Raw genomic sequence first — 14687 nt, 5'->3', positions numbered from 1 at the left:
ATGTCGAACGTCAAAGCCAATATGACAGAGCGCACAGTAAAAGATGTCATGCATTCTCGCTATGTGACGGCAGATGGATTATTAACGGTTGCGGATGGTATTACCTTAATGCGCCAACACAAAGCCAGCGTTATCATCATCAATCGGCGTACTGAGCTCGACGAGTTAGGCATCGTATTACCCTCTGATATCGCTAAGAAAGTCCTCGCACCTAACCGCCCTGCCGAACGTATCAATCTGTATGAAATTATGAGCAAACCTGTTGTTAGCATTCGCACCGAGATGAACGTCCGCTACTGCGCTCGGCTTTTTGATCAATTTGGCCTATCACTCGCGCCCGTTATTGATGCAAACCAACAAGTATTAGGCATCGTTGATTACCACCAAATGGTACTAGGATGGCTGACTAACTCTTGATGTGGCCAATCCCACGATGACACCATAAACGTATTAATACGCCGTGCCTGGGTGGAAACAACAGAGTCAGGAAAAAGCAGCAAGACGCTACTAGCACAATGATTAGCCAACCATACTGCTTGGCCATTATTTCTTTCTCCTGTGCTAGGATCCCAATAAGTACAGCTGTAGCTCAACAAAAAAGCTTTATGCAAACAGTTTAGCCATGGCTAACAATTATCTAAAAAAATGCGCTACCATCACTAATTAACGTTTCCACTAACCTTGATAAATTTTGCCAATGAGTGAATACCAACAGCAACACTCTCCTACCGCATACGGCCAAGATGGAGATGCGCTACCGCCAGTGGAACAGCATGCGCAGCAGTATGAGACGGTGCGTAATGCCCACGAAACGGAACTGATCGAAGATTATGTCGAGTTAATTGGCGACTTATTACGCCACCGTGGAGAAGCGCGCGCAGCCGATATCGCTACTCGAATGGCCGTTAGCCAAGCGACCGTCTCTAAAATGATTCGCCGCCTGAATGAGCTGGGCCTAGTGACAAGCAAGCCCTATCGCTCGCTCTTCTTGACCGAAGAAGGCCAAAAAATGGCCGAAATTTCCCGGACGCGTCACGATGTAGTGCTGCATTTCTTGCGTGCCCTTGGGGTCGATGACAGTACAGCGCGTATTGATGCAGAGGGCATGGAGCATCATGTTAGTGATAAAACACTCACGATCATGCAGCGCTTCACCGAGCAACAGCGAACATAATTACGCTACTGAATTCACTTGATGGGTACAGCTGAGAGGCGATTCACTTGGGCTATTCGCCCGTTCCAGATCATCTCAATATGAGTGGTCTGGATAATATCCAGGATGAACTGCGGCGTCATTAACGCCCAGCAAGTGGCTCCTGGTTGCCGAACAGAATGGTAACGCAAACCGGTACGTTGCTCTTTGCGAAGCTCTCTGCCTAACGTGCGCGCTGCTCGATAATCGTCGGCATCATAAATGGCATGGGATGGCTGAAGCGCCAAGCCATCACGACAGGCTTTTTCATTAAATAGGCACTTAAGCCCACGGAAGATAAACCGTTCAAAATGTAACGATGGTACGTTTTTCCAATAGATTTCCTGATGGTGCCTCGCTTCACTGATTGCCGTTGGTTGTGCATCCGCAATGTAAAGCACACCAAAGCTGCCGTCGCTAAAGCGAGAACCCTCCGGATTAACGTGGGTAAAAGGTGCTGTCGCATAAGAGCATCCTCGGATACCAAAGGGAATCTGGTTGTGAGGAATGAGTCCCAAATCACCAGCCTCGTTACGCAGCCTTGGGTTCGTCAGCGCCTGCAGGGCATAAAGCGCTTCAAACTCATCGAGGCTCGCAACATCGTCAAACAGCCCAATGGGAGGAAATTTACTGTTGACTAAGCGATACCCCACTACCTCTTTCGATTGACAAAGGGGCAGCGAACCTTCGCTTATTCCCGCCGAATCTACCACTGAGCACCTCGCAAGCTATCAATACGCTTGAAGGTTTCATAAAGTGCTGCGAAATCTCCAGTACCGATCACTTCAAGCGGCGTACGCCCGTTAAAGTAAGGATTGTGATTTGCCATAGAGACGAACCCGTAAACATTATCAGGGTTTTCAAACAGCATTCGCAGTGCCGCATGAATATTGAGCAAATAACTGATTCGTGCCAATTGATCACTGTCTAACTTGATCTCAGCTAAATCTCCCCGCCGCGCGCGGGCATAGCTGCTGTGGGAGACGCGTAGAATAGATTCGCCCTGCTCACCTGTCGCCCGCCATTTATCCAAAATACGCACAGCGGCTTTCAAACCAGCCGCAGCGGCGGCCTTGTCCTGAATAACATTGCTGGCTGTTTGCATAAGCACCTCGTACCCTGTCTGCATCCACCTATCCATAGATACTAAATCAAAAGATTTGTGTCTGCAAAGACTGTGCCTGTCAATACCGTATCTACAAATACAACTTGATTCATAAGACTATCCACCTCAAAGCGTAGCCTTAGACTTATCAGGCACCTACGGATGAAGACGATAGTCTGCTGCTCTCTAAAAAAACATTAAGTAAAAAAATGCCTCGCCGAATATTTTCTTAATATTCGGCGAGGCATTTATAAAAACAATACTCGACTACCGCTTATCTATTACCATCCACTATTCACCAATCACCAATCACCAATCACCAATCACCAATCACCAATCACCAATCACATAACTTCAAGCTAAGATCTTTCTGGCTTAGCCAGGCCGAGGAGTAACGCCAACCTGTACGTTGCTGAATAAGATTTAAAATAATAACACAACAGATAAGCTAAAAATCTCTCTGAAAAAGTCAACTCTTTTTCTAAAAACAACTTTAGCGCTTTTATTGGGGGGAAATAGCCTTTAGCTAAAATTATAATGAAACTCCTCTTCGAATTCTTTTTCATTTTATTCAACTGTCCTCCCATCACTCGCCTTCGTTTTTTAAGAATATCCTTTACATTTGAGCGTGCTGGATGGTTAACAATAACCTCCTGGGCGTATTCAACAGGAATCCCTTTTTCGCTCGCACGCACTCCCCATTCATTGTCACCACCAGACATGAGGTTATCGTTAAAATATCCAACTATTTCAAAGTTTTTTGACCACGTCACCATATTAGCAGTCACCGCTCCTCCCCGCTGAGCATAGCGTTCTTGATCAAATCCAAAGGCCTTTTCATAAATTTCAACAAGCGTCAGTTTTTCAGATTTGAAGAAAAGCTCTACTTTACCAGCAACGCGTTCTGCACCTTTATCGAGTCGATTAATAGCTGTCTCCAGCCAATAAGGATCTGGGATACAATCAGAATCAGTAAACGCAACTATTTCACCTCGAGAAATCTTTAATGCGGCATTTCTTGCTGCATATGAGCCTGGTTTCGCTTCTTTGATCATGGTGAAGTTGTTGGGTAAGTAAAAGTCCGCTGGCGGAGAATCATCAGAGGCATTATTGACAATAATGACTTCAAAATTGTCTTGAGCAATCGACTGGTTCTCTAATGCAACAACACACTTTTTTAGACGTGACCAGTCATAATACGTCGGTATAATCACAGAAACCCTTGGAAAACCAACTCGAGCGCCAACATTGGCATCGTCACTTACCTGCCTGCTTTTTATACCTTTTTCATAAAATGACATGTCGCATCCCCATAAAATCATTGAGAAGCTGGCTTTATTCTCTATTCAAACTACGTACTCATTTTGTAGTTACATTCATTCAGGCATGGCTGGTTACTTCGAGGCGACAGCTGTTACGCAGATGAGAGGTGACGCGTTCACACTCTCTGCCATCGTTCATAGCGGCATGGCGAGCTACAAAAGTTGCTAAGCGCTGGTGATGGACCTTTTTAGTCAAGGAGTCCCAGGCTTCAGGTAAATGCTCCCAAGATTCGATTACCGGACCTGGCGCATCAGCAAGATAATCTCCATAAACTCCTACATCGAGGTTGAGATAATCATCCAGGTCAGGTGCCATCAAAATGATGGGGCGATTCAAACAAGCATAGTCGAACATCAAACTCGAGTAGTCCGTGATAAGTACATCCACGGCCGGAAATAAAGCATTTACATCTGGAAATATACTGACAGGCGCTTCACGAATACTCGCATTCCCCTCCATTAACGCTTGTACACCGCTCATTTTCAACGAGGTGTGCCCGCGGATGAGTAATAGTACTCGATGCTTTTCAAGCCATGGTAGTAATGCTTCTAGGCGTTCTCCTTGAGACACATCAAGCCCCCCTTTGCCTTGCATTCTAAGGGTCGGGGCATATAGCACCACCTTGTCGTACGCCAATATATCGATGCCAGCCTGTTGCAATAATGTTGACGCATTTTCTTGGAAAGCATTCCAGCGAGGATAGCCAAGGGCAGTGACACGATCGCTAGGTAAACCGAAGGCAGAGATCAACCGCTCTCGGCCGACGTCGGAAGCCACTAATACTTGCTGAGGCCTGCGCTGCCCAGGTAGAAGCCGGCGCAGGTAACGATCATACACGCCGGTAAAAACGCCAAGCCGGGAAGAGCGAGCATCCTGAACCAAGCGCTTAAGAGGGGTTCCATGAGTTAGGTTGATTAGCTGCCCCCCAAATGACGCATGCGGATTAACATCTTCTGCTGAATGAGTGACGAGAAAAAGCCGCGCACGCAGCGACAACAGGATTCCTTTGACTGAGTAAGCAAGATAGGCTTCTCCGCCCTCTTCACGAACTCGCTTAACAACCTCTTGATCATGCGCAAGCCAAACCGCTCTCAAGCTAGGCTCATGATCACGCACATGGCGATACAAATAGCTTGTGTTGTCAGCGAACTGGCGACCATGCCAAGCACCAAATATCCATAAACGATCATTGCGAGGGAAGCATCCGCCAATCAGGCACAGCGGTAACCATGCCAGCTGTTTTGCTAAACGAAGTGTGTAAGAGGACATTGTGATTTCCTTGGCACTATCGCCATCAAACAAAGGAACATTAGCCGAAGTCTTTTCTTAACGTATCGAGCACGTCAAAGGCATTCATTAACTCATCACGTGAAACGCTATAGAAAGGATTAAGTGAACGTTTCAATTGAGTCGTAGAGACGCCATCGGTACGTGGCAGATATATCACTTCACAGTGGGGTGAAAGAAAGTCAAAGTGGCCTTTCCAATCATCACCAATGGCAAAGGTGTCAACTGAATAGCGCTGGATATCCTGAAGCTTTTGTTCCCAGTCGGTCTCGGGAATCACTTGGTCGACATAGCGCAAGGAGCGAACAATCTCAGCACGGTGCTCAAATGGAATCAACGTGCGCTTGCCTTTGAGCGTGTTAAACTCATCCGTTGAGATCCCCACTACCAAACGATCCCCCATTTCAGCCAACCGTCTTAGCAAATTCAGATGGCCAATATGGAACATGTCAAAGGTGCCATAAGTAATTACTGTCTTGGTCATGAGTACTGTCCCCTTTGCTTGCTCAGATTATTTAATACGGCGACGCAACTGATCGTAATAAGGTTGGGGCACTAGTAATGAGATAGCATGCAGCCATAAACGCATGTTCATCCCTCCCAATCTTAATGCTTCTAAATCCAAGCGCACTGATTGGCCAAGCAGCTTCTTCTCAACGGCCCAAGAAAGAACTTTGCGATTTATTGCCAAACGCAATTGTCGCCGCTCACTACGCTTTAATGTTGATTCATACTGTTTAAAAAGATCAACACCTGGATGTAAACCAACAAGGTTGCGTTTATCACGAGTAATATCGCTGTTTTCAAGCAGCCATAAAGTAGTCACATTGGCGTTGTAGTGAATGGTTTTTAATTCGCAAAGCACTTTCAACCAGAAATATACATCGCCACCTCGGCGATAAAGCCCTGCAGGAAACCCTCCCATAGATAAAAAACGCTGACGCGAAATACACGCACCATTCATGTGAATAAAGTCGAAAAGTGCAAAGAATTCTAGGGCTTCCAAGCGGCTCAGACGACCACTAGCCCGCCCTTTTATTCTCGGCAGCCGCCGCCAGCCTTCCATCTTCTGGTAAGCATTGACGTATAATTCAATATCAGAATATTGACTAATTGCATTGGCAAAACATGACAAGTGGTCTGATAACATAATGTCGTCAGCGTCAAAAAAAACCAACCACTTACCTGTTGATTTATCTGCCCCTAAGTTGCGCGCAGCATATCCTCCTGAACCGGGAGAATCACGCTGGTAAAGCCTTAACAAACCGGCCTTCTCATACTGCTGCAAAATGCCAAGAGAGCCATCAGTAGAACCATCATCTACGGCAATCACCTCAAAATCTTTGAAATTTTGCCTATATATACACTCCAGGGAATCACTTAAAGTGTTCACCTTATTATAGACAGGTATGATCACCGAGAAGAAAGCCATATCAATAGGTTCTCATAATTGTATTAGGAATAGGATTAATAGGTTTTATCCAACAGACCATTAACCCCTAGGAAATAATTTTATATTTTTAGGCTTCATTAATAGCATTATTGTTAACTAGCGCTTGCTCTCGGCTACTCGCTACCAGATCTTTTATTTGCATCGATTTAAGCATGACGGCATTAACTTTATGAACGTCGTACCGATCTTTAGCAATTTCATACGAACGTCGGCCCATGGTTTGTACTAGGGCAGGACTGTCAATGAACGCCTGCATGGCGCTCTCAAGCGCACCGACATCTCTAACGGGTATCAAGTAGCCATTATCACCCTCAATGACAGTCTCACGGCATCCAGGCGCATCGGTAGTGATCACCGCCCGCCCCATCGCCATGGCTTCCAACACTGATCGGGGTGTACCTTCCCGGTAATAGCTGGGAAGTACATAAACACTGCAATTCGCTATTGCCGGGCGCACGTCATTAAGCCAGCCTAAATGATCAATTGAGCCCTCCTTAATCCAGGTATCCAATTCTTCCCGGGTAATCGTATCGGGATTACTATCAATGTCACCGACCAGTTGAAATACTATCTCGGGATGCCGCTGTTTGATTCGGCGTGCAGCGTCAGCATATTGACGCACGCCTTTATCGCCCAACAGGCGAGCAATCAGTAAGAAGCGCGGTGGACCTACGGGTATAGGAGCTACCGTAAAATGACTCATGTCTACCCCTGATCCATTGAGAACCTGCGAAGGCACCTTCTCACGCAGTATCCCCAACTCACGAAACAAAGCGTTATCATCAGGATTCTGAAAAAACACCTTGTCTGCTCTATTGAGTGCCGCGGCATATAACCTACGCACAACTTGATAGACCAGAGCACGCTTGCCGCTGGCCTGACTAGCAAATGCGTAACCCAGCCCGGTAACTAATGCATAGCGGCGAGGAACTCTGGCCAACCAGGCGGCTAGCAGTCCGTAGACAACTGGCTTGATTGTGTAGCTAAGCACCATTTCAGGGCGAATTTTGCACATAAGACGATAAAGTGCGTGCAGCGTTAAAGCATCGCGCCACGGGTTTAGCCCATTTCTCTGCATCGGATAGTCGTGAGCAACCGCTCCCCAGGCTTCAAGCTTCTGGCGAGTAGTCATGTCTTCAAGAAGCCCTGGAGCAGCTACATGGACGTCTAATCCAGCCTTGATCAGGGCTTGAACCAATGGCCCTCGAAAATTGACCAATGAATAGCTTGTGCCCGATATCAGCAAAAAACGCTTATTCGAGGTAGCAACCTTAGGCTTCATAAAAAACTCCTTAACGAAACACCAAGCCACACAGGTTGAGGGCTCGTTTGCCGACATTAGCTATTTTAAATAGTGAGCTTTAAATGCAGGTAGCTTTAAAGACAGATGATCTTTTAAATTCTGGAAGGCTTGAAAAAATGATTAAACAGCTAGCGCCATGACCTCTTTGAGCACTTGACATGTCTTATCAATTTCTTCTTGGGAGAGTGTCGGATGGCACAAAAACATCAGACTGGTTTGACCAAGCTCTTGTGCAACTGGCAAATTGCTTTGTGGCTGCCAGCCAGCGTTTAAAAAGGCCTTTTCGAGATATACTTCAGAGCAACTGCCTGGAAAACAGGGTACTCCTCTTAGGTTGATATCACTCAGGATACGATCGCGGTCCCAGCCATCCCGTAGCTGACGCGGATCAATGAATACATAGCATTTATAAGCGGCATGCTTGGTATCTTGCCTTCGTGATCCAGAGGTCATATCTAAACAAAAATCAGGTACACGCAACCCTTTACAATCCAACGCAGCTTGCCAGATATGTTGAGCATTCATCTGGCGAATCGCACTCCACTCAGGCATCCGTTTAAGTTGAATACGACCAATGACGGCCTGCATTTCAGTCATGCGCCAATTGGTGCCAAACGTATCATGCAACCAGCGGAAACCCGGTGGATGTTCTTGCACATAGACAGCGTCCCAGCTCTTGCCATGATCTTTATAAGCCCACATTCGTTTCCAAAGCGCGATGTCATTGGTAGTGACCATTCCCCCTTCGCCACCGGTGGTCATAATTTTGTCCTGACAGAACGACCAACACCCTACATGACCTATTCCTCCGACGCTTCGGCCTTGATAACGAGCGCCATGAGCCTGAGCGCAATCTTCGATCACATAAAGCCCGTATTGCTCTGCCAACGCCATGAGCTCCTGCATTTCGCAGGGCCATCCTGCTAGATGCACGGCAATAATAGCGCGAGTACGCGGGGTAATTTTTTCAGCGACCGTGGCGGCAGTGATATTTTGAGAGTCGCGATCAACATCAGCAAAGATTGGCACAGCCCCGGCATTGGCAATGCATGATGCAGAAGCCACGAACGTTCGAGAGGTAACAATCACCTCTTCATGCTCTTTTTCGCCAATACCCAGCCCTTTCAGAGCTAAGTCTAGCGCGTTAGTCCCATTTGCTAACGCTATGGCATGCTTAGTCTCGGCAAATTGAGCAAACTCCTTTTCGAATTCAACGCACTCCTTGCCTGTCCAATAGTTCACTCTGTTGGAAAGCAGTACGTCCTGAATAGCCTGGGCCTCTTCCAGAGTAAAGGAAGGCCAAGGAGAAAATGGTCCGTTAAGCATGGCGGGGATCCATATCTAATAGATCTTTTTCATTCATGACAACTGGCTTTTCATCCACATCTCTTAAAAATATGGTGCCTTTTGGAAACTCATAATGTTTGTATACGTGTGAGAAGTTGTCTGGATTAAGATTCATCTCAAGATAGTCTAGAGGGAGATTAGCGCCTGCTTGAGCCAAAGACGAAATAAAAGCAACAAACCTAACATTTATTTCGGTGATCATTGGATTCCCCTGCGCATCCTCTTTGAAATCTACGGTAAATATGCCATTCGCTTTCGATTGATAGTGATTAAAAAATGAAATAATCGCATCATCAGCAATATTCACAAGCTGAATATCATTAATCATACGACCAAACGCAGTGTTGCCAGTTATTCCAGAAGGCGCAACCTTAGACATGATATAAGTTACTCTCTCGGCACAAGCAGAGCGTAAAATCTTACCGTCCATATAAATAACCTTACACGCAAGGTTTCTTCCCGGTAAAAACTCGGATGCGATAAATTCTTCAATGAGAGGGTTTATTTGCATCCATTCATCGAGTTCTTTCTCACTTGTGACTTTTAAAGAACCCAACCCACTTGATCCAACAGTACCACGTACCCAAAAAGGATAATCAAGCGTAAAATCAAGGCTTTTCAAGCCGTTTGAAAACGTGCAGTAACGGGGTATATAAGGCTTATCCGCCAGTATTTCATGCAGTTTTTTCTTATCGATCAGTGCCTCGGTCGGCTGGCTTGAAGAAATAAATGCTTTACAAGGCAAACCTTCAAGGTCTTTCCGCTTCGACCATGCCACTACTTCAACTTCAGGCAACACAACCGCAAATTGAATCTGGTGATGATCAATTATTTTTGATATTTCTAACCAGTAACGTTCATCATCAGCTCTTGGCACCAAATAGGTATGATCATATGAAGATTTATCATAAAGGCCTATCGCTAATGGGTTAGCATCAACACCAATAAAACGATAACTATCAGCTCCAGAGTCAAGGACAGACCTGACAAAGCTGCGTGGCGTTGGCCCACCGACGCCAGTGACAAGGATATTTATTTTTTTAGCCATTTTGCCCACCTTTGTCGTTTTTCAACTTTGATGCTTTAAAGTTTGGCATCGCTACATCACCCGAGTAACTGATACCTTCGCGGAAAAAAACTTTTTTCACTGTCAATAGTAGTATTTTGATATCCAAAAGCAGTGTCTGGTTATCTACATACCAAATGTCGTAATCAAACTTTTTTTCCCAAGAGATACCATTACGACCATTTACTTGTGCCCAACCTGTCACACCGGGGCGAGCTTCATGCCGACGAAATTGGTGGGCGCTGTAATAAGGCAAATATTCCATTAATAAAGGCCTGGGGCCGACCAAGCTCATATCTCCTTTCAGTACATTCCATAGTTCGGGTAACTCATCCAGACTGGTAGCACGCAGACGCCGGCCAAAAGAAGTCAGCCGCTCTTTTTCTGATAATTTTCGGCCTTGCTCATCATAGGCATCTCGCATAGAGCGAAACTTGACGATTTCAAATGGCTTACCGTTTAGCCCTGGGCGATACTGACGGAAGAGAACTGGCGTACCTAGCTTATAGCGAATAAGCAGCGCTATAATAACTAGCAGAGGTGATAGCAACACTAACCCTATTACTGAAACAGCAATATCAACTTGGCGCTTTAACATGAGCCACCTACCTTTAAAAATACAACATAAAGCCAGCCACAATAACTAAATGACCAAAAACATCCATATTAGATATCGACTTTAATGACTGGCAGTGACTACATGCAGCTCAGGTGGAGCTGTTATTGACAGCGTTGGTTTGGCTCTACCTACCGAGTAGTAGTTAAACCCTTTATCTGCCATTCTATGTGGCTCATAAAGATTGCGACCATCAAAGATAGTCGGTTCCGATAACTGAGCTTTGATAAGCTCAAAATCAGGCGCTCGGAAGTTTTGCCAATCGGTAATGATAATTAACGCATCACTATTTTTTAACGCGGCTTCTTTGGTTCCACAAAGGGTTAAATGCTCACGATTTCCATAGATTCGCTGCGCTTCTTCCATAGCTTCCGGGTCATAAGCCTGCACCTTTGCACCTGCCGCCCATAGAGCCTCCATAAGCACTCGGCTGGGCGCATCACGCATATCGTCTGTATTGGGCTTGAAGGAAAGCCCCCAAATAGCAAAGGTTTTACCCTTTAACTGTGCATTGAAGTGCTGATTTATTTTCTGGAAAAGCGTGGTTTTTTGCTCTTTATTACGTAATTCCACCGCTTTGAGCAGTTTGGCGTCAAAGTCGATACTATTTGCAGTGTGAATAAGCGCCTGTAGGTCTTTGGGAAAACAGGAACCCCCGTAGCCTACACCAGGGTAAATAAAGTGGTAGCCAATGCGTGGATCCGAACCGATTCCCTTACGCACGGCTTCAATATCGGCTCCCAGTAACTCGGCTAAGTTTGCCATTTCGTTCATAAAACTAATCTTGGTTGCTAACATGCAGTTAGCGGCATACTTTGTTAACTCAGCGCTTTTTACATCCATCACGATAACTTTGTCGTGATTGCGATTGAAAGGCGCATATAATTCTCGCATAACCTCTATTGTTGCATCGCAACTGGTACCAATAATAATTCGATCTGGCTTTTGGCAGTCTACGACGGCACTACCTTCCTTTAGAAACTCAGGATTCGACACCACATCAAAGCTGATATCGCTTCGACCACGCCTTTTCAATACATCTTCCATCACGACACGAACTTTGTCGGCGCTACCTACTGGCACAGTGGATTTGTTAACGATAACTTGGTCGCGCTCCATGTGTTCAGCGATAGTCGTCGCCACGTTGAGCACATAGGTTAGATCCGCACTTCCATCTTCATCGGGAGGCGTTCCCACGGCGACAAATTGAACCTGTCCATGTTTAATCGCGGCAACCGCATCGGTAGTAAAATCGAGCCTTCCAGCAGCGTGATTCTCTTTTACTATCGACTCCAAACCAGGTTCATAGATAGGCGTGATACCCATCTTAAGCTGTTCAACCTTATGAGCATCCACATCTACGCAAACAACGTGATGACCGACTTCAGACAAAATTGCACCTTGAACCAGGCCAACATAACCCGTTCCGAAAACTGTAACGTTCATTGGAGTTCCTGCTAGGGTTGGGTGTACTAAGGGAGAAGTAAGGAGTTCGTATCACTTAATTAAGCCAGACACTTCGTTTGCAGCATCAGAGGAGGCAGTAGGTGAATATTTTTTTAATGAGTAATAGTCGCGATACCAAGCAATGAAGTTTTCAATGCCCTTAAAGATTGGTGTAGAGGGTTTATATCCCACCCTTCTTTCTAACTCACCTGAGTCGGCATACGTATCTAGCGCATCTCCCGGCTGTAGAGGCAGCATTTCTTTGATGGCTTTTTTACCTAGCGCCTTTTCAATGGCTTCGATATAAACACTGATCGTTACCGGATCATTATTACCTATGTTAAAGAGGCGAAACGGTGCATTACTGGTAGCAGGATCGGGGCTATCGCTATTCCACTCTTGAGCCGGGGTTGCGATGTCGTCACTGGCGCGAATAATGCCTTCTACAATGTCATCCACATAAGTAAAGTCGCGAGTATGGTGGCCATAATTAAAAACCTGAATAGGCTCATCAGCCAGAATGTGCTTGGTAAATTTAAAAAGTGCCATGTCTGGGCGACCCCATGGCCCATAGACAGTAAAAAACCGTAGGCCAGTCGTCGGCAGTCCAAACAGGTGACTATAGCTATGAGCCATCATTTCGTTAGCTTTCTTGGTGGCCGCATAAAATTGCAACGGATGATTGGCACCCTTGTGCTCGGAAAATGGCATTAGCGTATTGGCACCGTAAACGCTGCTGGTGCTGGCGTAAGTCAGGTGCGCAACCTTAGCGTAGCGACACGCTTCTAATATATTGGTAAAGCCAATTAAGTTACTTTCCACATAACTAAGCGGATTTTCCAGTGAGTAGCGCACGCCAGCTTGGGCAGCAAGATGAATAACGCGATCAAAGCAGTGCTCTTCAAAGCACGTTGCCACCGCTTGCTGGTTAGCTAAGTTGGCACGAATTGAGAGGTAGTTATTTCCTGTCTCAGCTGCCGTCTGTTCAAGTATTTTGAGACGCGCTTCTTTTATAGCAGGGTCGTAATAGTCATTAACGTTATCAAACCCGACGACACTATCCCCCCGCTCTAGCAGACGTTTAGCAGTGTGAAAGCCAATGAATCCAGCATGGCCGGTTACTAGAATCTTCATACAGTGACTCCATGACGAGACAACCGTGAGCAAGAGGAAGGAAGGGAAATAGATCAGTTACGCACCAGGCGCTGAATATGTTGCCAACTCACTCGCCTTAAACCGTCTAACGTTAAAGGCACTAGTGCCGCCGAGCGCACCATGGTAAGTACCGGTCGCGGAAGCTTGTTCAAACATAGGGTTCGGGGTAGCCCGGTATAGGGGAACCAGCGCTCATGATAGGAGCCTTGATGAGCCGAAATTGGCAAATCCCCCTTGAAACGTGAGGGCACGTCATACCAAGCATAATTGCCCTTCAAACTTTCTATCTCGTCGGTGCCAGGCTGAAGAAATTCGAAATCGATAATTTTGAGGCCTTGGCAAGGGTCATAAATCAGGTCTTGCGGATTGAGATCAATACACTCGTAGCCAAGACGTCGATAATGCAAGATAACCGCTCTGACGCGCTCAATTGTCCAGAGAGGTAGTAACCCATGTGGTGAGAACGGTGCACGGGGAGAAAGGATACGCTCCATACGATTGGAATAGCGCTCAAACACCAGGTAATGAGGCCCCACCTCTAGCAATCGCGATACTTCAGGTAATGAAGCGCCTAGCTCACGGGCTTTTACTTCACGCTCTAAATACCGCTCGCGCCCCGGGCGAAAGGTTTTGCAAATTGCTTCAGTGCCGTGAAAATCCACCAGCTCTACTTTGGCTCGACATACCTGCTTACTCACGTCGGCTAGCACTGGATAAGGGGTGCGAAACTCAATGTTATAGCGCTGCGCTGTCGCACGTATTTTACCGATTTGCTGTGGAACTATTTTCTTTAGGTATTCAAGTGTCTGAGTGGTGCTACAAGACAAATACAGTGGACTGACGTGTTCTTGGCCTCTGCGCCCATCGTTGACCTTTTGAGTTAGCACTGTTTCTACAGTCAGCAGCCGTACATTATCGGTTCGTCCAGGAGTCTCCCTTGAAGAAGGTTGTTCCATCACAGGATGAACATCGTGCACCACCAAAAAATAAGCTGGCAGGCCGCCATTACCAGGCCAATCCACAGGCTCCTGTTCACTACTATCAATCCACTTTGCCAACGTTTGCCGCTGATCTTCATGAATAGCTAGTTCGCACAAAATATTGAAACCGTAGCGATCAAGCAGGCTACGTAAGACATCTAAATATGCCAGCCCACGCTCCCTAATTAGAAAAACGGCAACGCCAGTTAACCACTCATTTTCCTCAATATTATATTGTTTATTCATCGTAGCCTTTCTCCTTTAAAACTAAAGGGAGTGTCGTAAAAAGCTAACAAGAGGCTTTATAAGGCCTCTTATAAAAATCATTAACAAATAATTTAAAATGAAAAAAATCACTAAAGAGAGAAACTAACAAACAATTTAGGAAGAGACCAAAACGCCTAAGACAGAGTG

Annotated in this window: 15 protein-coding genes; 2 read left to right on the top strand and 13 right to left on the bottom strand. The window is 45.9% G+C overall.

Annotation, left to right across the window (positions count from 1 at the left end; genetic code table 11):
- Nucleotides 1–417 carry a CBS domain-containing protein gene (locus tag INT21_RS14815; protein ID WP_226912782.1) on the top strand — a complete coding sequence of 139 codons (417 nt, stop codon included), beginning with the start codon at nucleotides 1–3 and terminating at the stop codon, nucleotides 415–417.
- A gap of 280 nt (nucleotides 418–697) precedes the next feature.
- On the top strand, nucleotides 698–1174 hold the full coding sequence (gene mntR / locus INT21_RS14810; protein ID WP_089038486.1) for a manganese-binding transcriptional regulator MntR: 477 nt from the start codon (nucleotides 698–700) through the stop codon (nucleotides 1172–1174).
- A 14-nt stretch (nucleotides 1175–1188) separates the two neighbouring features.
- On the opposite strand, the gene INT21_RS14805 is transcribed toward mntR, so the two are convergent.
- The 13 genes from INT21_RS14805 to INT21_RS14745 form a co-directional block, all read right to left on the bottom strand.
- Nucleotides 1189–1905 (bottom strand): RES family NAD+ phosphorylase, encoded by a 717-nt coding sequence (locus INT21_RS14805; RefSeq protein WP_193085389.1) that lies wholly within the window; start codon nucleotides 1903–1905, stop codon nucleotides 1189–1191.
- Entirely contained in the window at nucleotides 1899–2321 is a 423-nt protein-coding gene (locus tag INT21_RS14800; RefSeq protein WP_226916807.1) for an MbcA/ParS/Xre antitoxin family protein, read from the bottom strand. Before INT21_RS14800 ends, INT21_RS14805 begins: the two co-directional genes overlap by 7 nt.
- Before the next feature lie 335 nt (nucleotides 2322–2656).
- Nucleotides 2657–3598, bottom strand: a complete 942-nt coding sequence (locus INT21_RS14795; protein WP_193085388.1) for a glycosyltransferase — start codon at nucleotides 3596–3598, stop codon at nucleotides 2657–2659.
- Nucleotides 3599–3677: 79 nt separating this feature from the next.
- Nucleotides 3678–4889, bottom strand: coding sequence for a CDP-glycerol glycerophosphotransferase family protein (locus INT21_RS14790; protein ID WP_193085387.1), 1212 nt, complete (start codon nucleotides 4887–4889; stop codon nucleotides 3678–3680).
- Between the two features lie 40 nt (nucleotides 4890–4929).
- The gene (tagD, locus tag INT21_RS14785; protein WP_089038491.1) at nucleotides 4930–5391 is read right to left on the bottom strand and encodes a glycerol-3-phosphate cytidylyltransferase; all 462 of its coding nucleotides are present in this window, start codon (nucleotides 5389–5391) and stop codon (nucleotides 4930–4932) included.
- Between the two features lie 27 nt (nucleotides 5392–5418).
- Complete coding sequence (locus INT21_RS14780; RefSeq protein WP_193085386.1) at nucleotides 5419–6339, bottom strand: glycosyltransferase family A protein; 921 nt, start codon at nucleotides 6337–6339, stop codon at nucleotides 5419–5421.
- A gap of 88 nt (nucleotides 6340–6427) precedes the next feature.
- The gene (locus INT21_RS14775) at nucleotides 6428–7642 is read right to left on the bottom strand and encodes a glycosyltransferase family 4 protein (protein WP_193085385.1); all 1215 of its coding nucleotides are present in this window, start codon (nucleotides 7640–7642) and stop codon (nucleotides 6428–6430) included.
- Between the two features lie 141 nt (nucleotides 7643–7783).
- Entirely contained in the window at nucleotides 7784–8989 is a 1206-nt protein-coding gene (locus INT21_RS14770) for a DegT/DnrJ/EryC1/StrS family aminotransferase (RefSeq protein ID WP_193085384.1), read from the bottom strand.
- Nucleotides 8982–10058 (bottom strand): hypothetical protein, encoded by a 1077-nt coding sequence (locus tag INT21_RS20440; protein WP_226930662.1) that lies wholly within the window; start codon nucleotides 10056–10058, stop codon nucleotides 8982–8984. The genes INT21_RS14770 and INT21_RS20440 overlap by 8 nt, the downstream gene beginning before the upstream one ends.
- Nucleotides 10051–10674, bottom strand: a complete 624-nt coding sequence (locus INT21_RS14760; RefSeq protein WP_193085383.1) for a sugar transferase — start codon at nucleotides 10672–10674, stop codon at nucleotides 10051–10053. The genes INT21_RS20440 and INT21_RS14760 overlap by 8 nt, the downstream gene beginning before the upstream one ends.
- A gap of 81 nt (nucleotides 10675–10755) precedes the next feature.
- Nucleotides 10756–12138, bottom strand: a complete 1383-nt coding sequence (locus INT21_RS14755; protein WP_193085382.1) for a UDP-glucose dehydrogenase family protein — start codon at nucleotides 12136–12138, stop codon at nucleotides 10756–10758.
- Between the two features lie 51 nt (nucleotides 12139–12189).
- Nucleotides 12190–13272 (bottom strand): NAD-dependent epimerase, encoded by a 1083-nt coding sequence (locus INT21_RS14750; RefSeq protein ID WP_193085381.1) that lies wholly within the window; start codon nucleotides 13270–13272, stop codon nucleotides 12190–12192.
- 53 nt (nucleotides 13273–13325) lie between these two features.
- A complete protein-coding gene (locus INT21_RS14745; protein WP_193085380.1) occupies nucleotides 13326–14519 on the bottom strand; it encodes a hypothetical protein in 1194 nt (397 codons plus the stop codon).
- Nucleotides 14520–14687: the final 168 nt, after the last annotated feature.

Origin of the sequence: Halomonas sp. 3F2F (assembly GCF_014897805.1) — a bacterium.
In the GTDB taxonomy this organism is placed as follows: Bacteria; Pseudomonadota; Gammaproteobacteria; order Pseudomonadales; family Halomonadaceae; genus Vreelandella.
Note: the sequence above shows the minus strand (reverse complement) of the source record. Positions and strands in the feature narration are given on the sequence as shown.

Coding starts and splice junctions, on each gene's coding strand:
- INT21_RS14800 (WP_226916807.1), bottom strand. CDS start 2,321: ATGCAGACAGGGTACGAGGTGCTTATGCAAACAGCCAGCAATGTTATT.
- INT21_RS14775 (WP_193085385.1), bottom strand. CDS start 7,642: ATGAAGCCTAAGGTTGCTACCTCGAATAAGCGTTTTTTGCTGATATCG.
- INT21_RS14815 (WP_226912782.1), top strand. CDS start 1: ATGTCGAACGTCAAAGCCAATATGACAGAGCGCACAGTAAAAGATGTC.
- INT21_RS20440 (WP_226930662.1), bottom strand. CDS start 10,058: ATGGCTAAAAAAATAAATATCCTTGTCACTGGCGTCGGTGGGCCAACG.
- INT21_RS14760 (WP_193085383.1), bottom strand. CDS start 10,674: ATGTTAAAGCGCCAAGTTGATATTGCTGTTTCAGTAATAGGGTTAGTG.
- INT21_RS14770 (WP_193085384.1), bottom strand. CDS start 8,989: ATGCTTAACGGACCATTTTCTCCTTGGCCTTCCTTTACTCTGGAAGAG.
- INT21_RS14780 (WP_193085386.1), bottom strand. CDS start 6,339: ATGGCTTTCTTCTCGGTGATCATACCTGTCTATAATAAGGTGAACACT.
- mntR (WP_089038486.1), top strand. CDS start 698: ATGAGTGAATACCAACAGCAACACTCTCCTACCGCATACGGCCAAGAT.
- tagD (WP_089038491.1), bottom strand. CDS start 5,391: ATGACCAAGACAGTAATTACTTATGGCACCTTTGACATGTTCCATATT.
- INT21_RS14790 (WP_193085387.1), bottom strand. CDS start 4,889: ATGTCCTCTTACACACTTCGTTTAGCAAAACAGCTGGCATGGTTACCG.
- INT21_RS14750 (WP_193085381.1), bottom strand. CDS start 13,272: ATGAAGATTCTAGTAACCGGCCATGCTGGATTCATTGGCTTTCACACT.
- INT21_RS14795 (WP_193085388.1), bottom strand. CDS start 3,598: ATGTCATTTTATGAAAAAGGTATAAAAAGCAGGCAGGTAAGTGACGAT.
- INT21_RS14755 (WP_193085382.1), bottom strand. CDS start 12,138: ATGAACGTTACAGTTTTCGGAACGGGTTATGTTGGCCTGGTTCAAGGT.
- INT21_RS14745 (WP_193085380.1), bottom strand. CDS start 14,519: ATGAATAAACAATATAATATTGAGGAAAATGAGTGGTTAACTGGCGTT.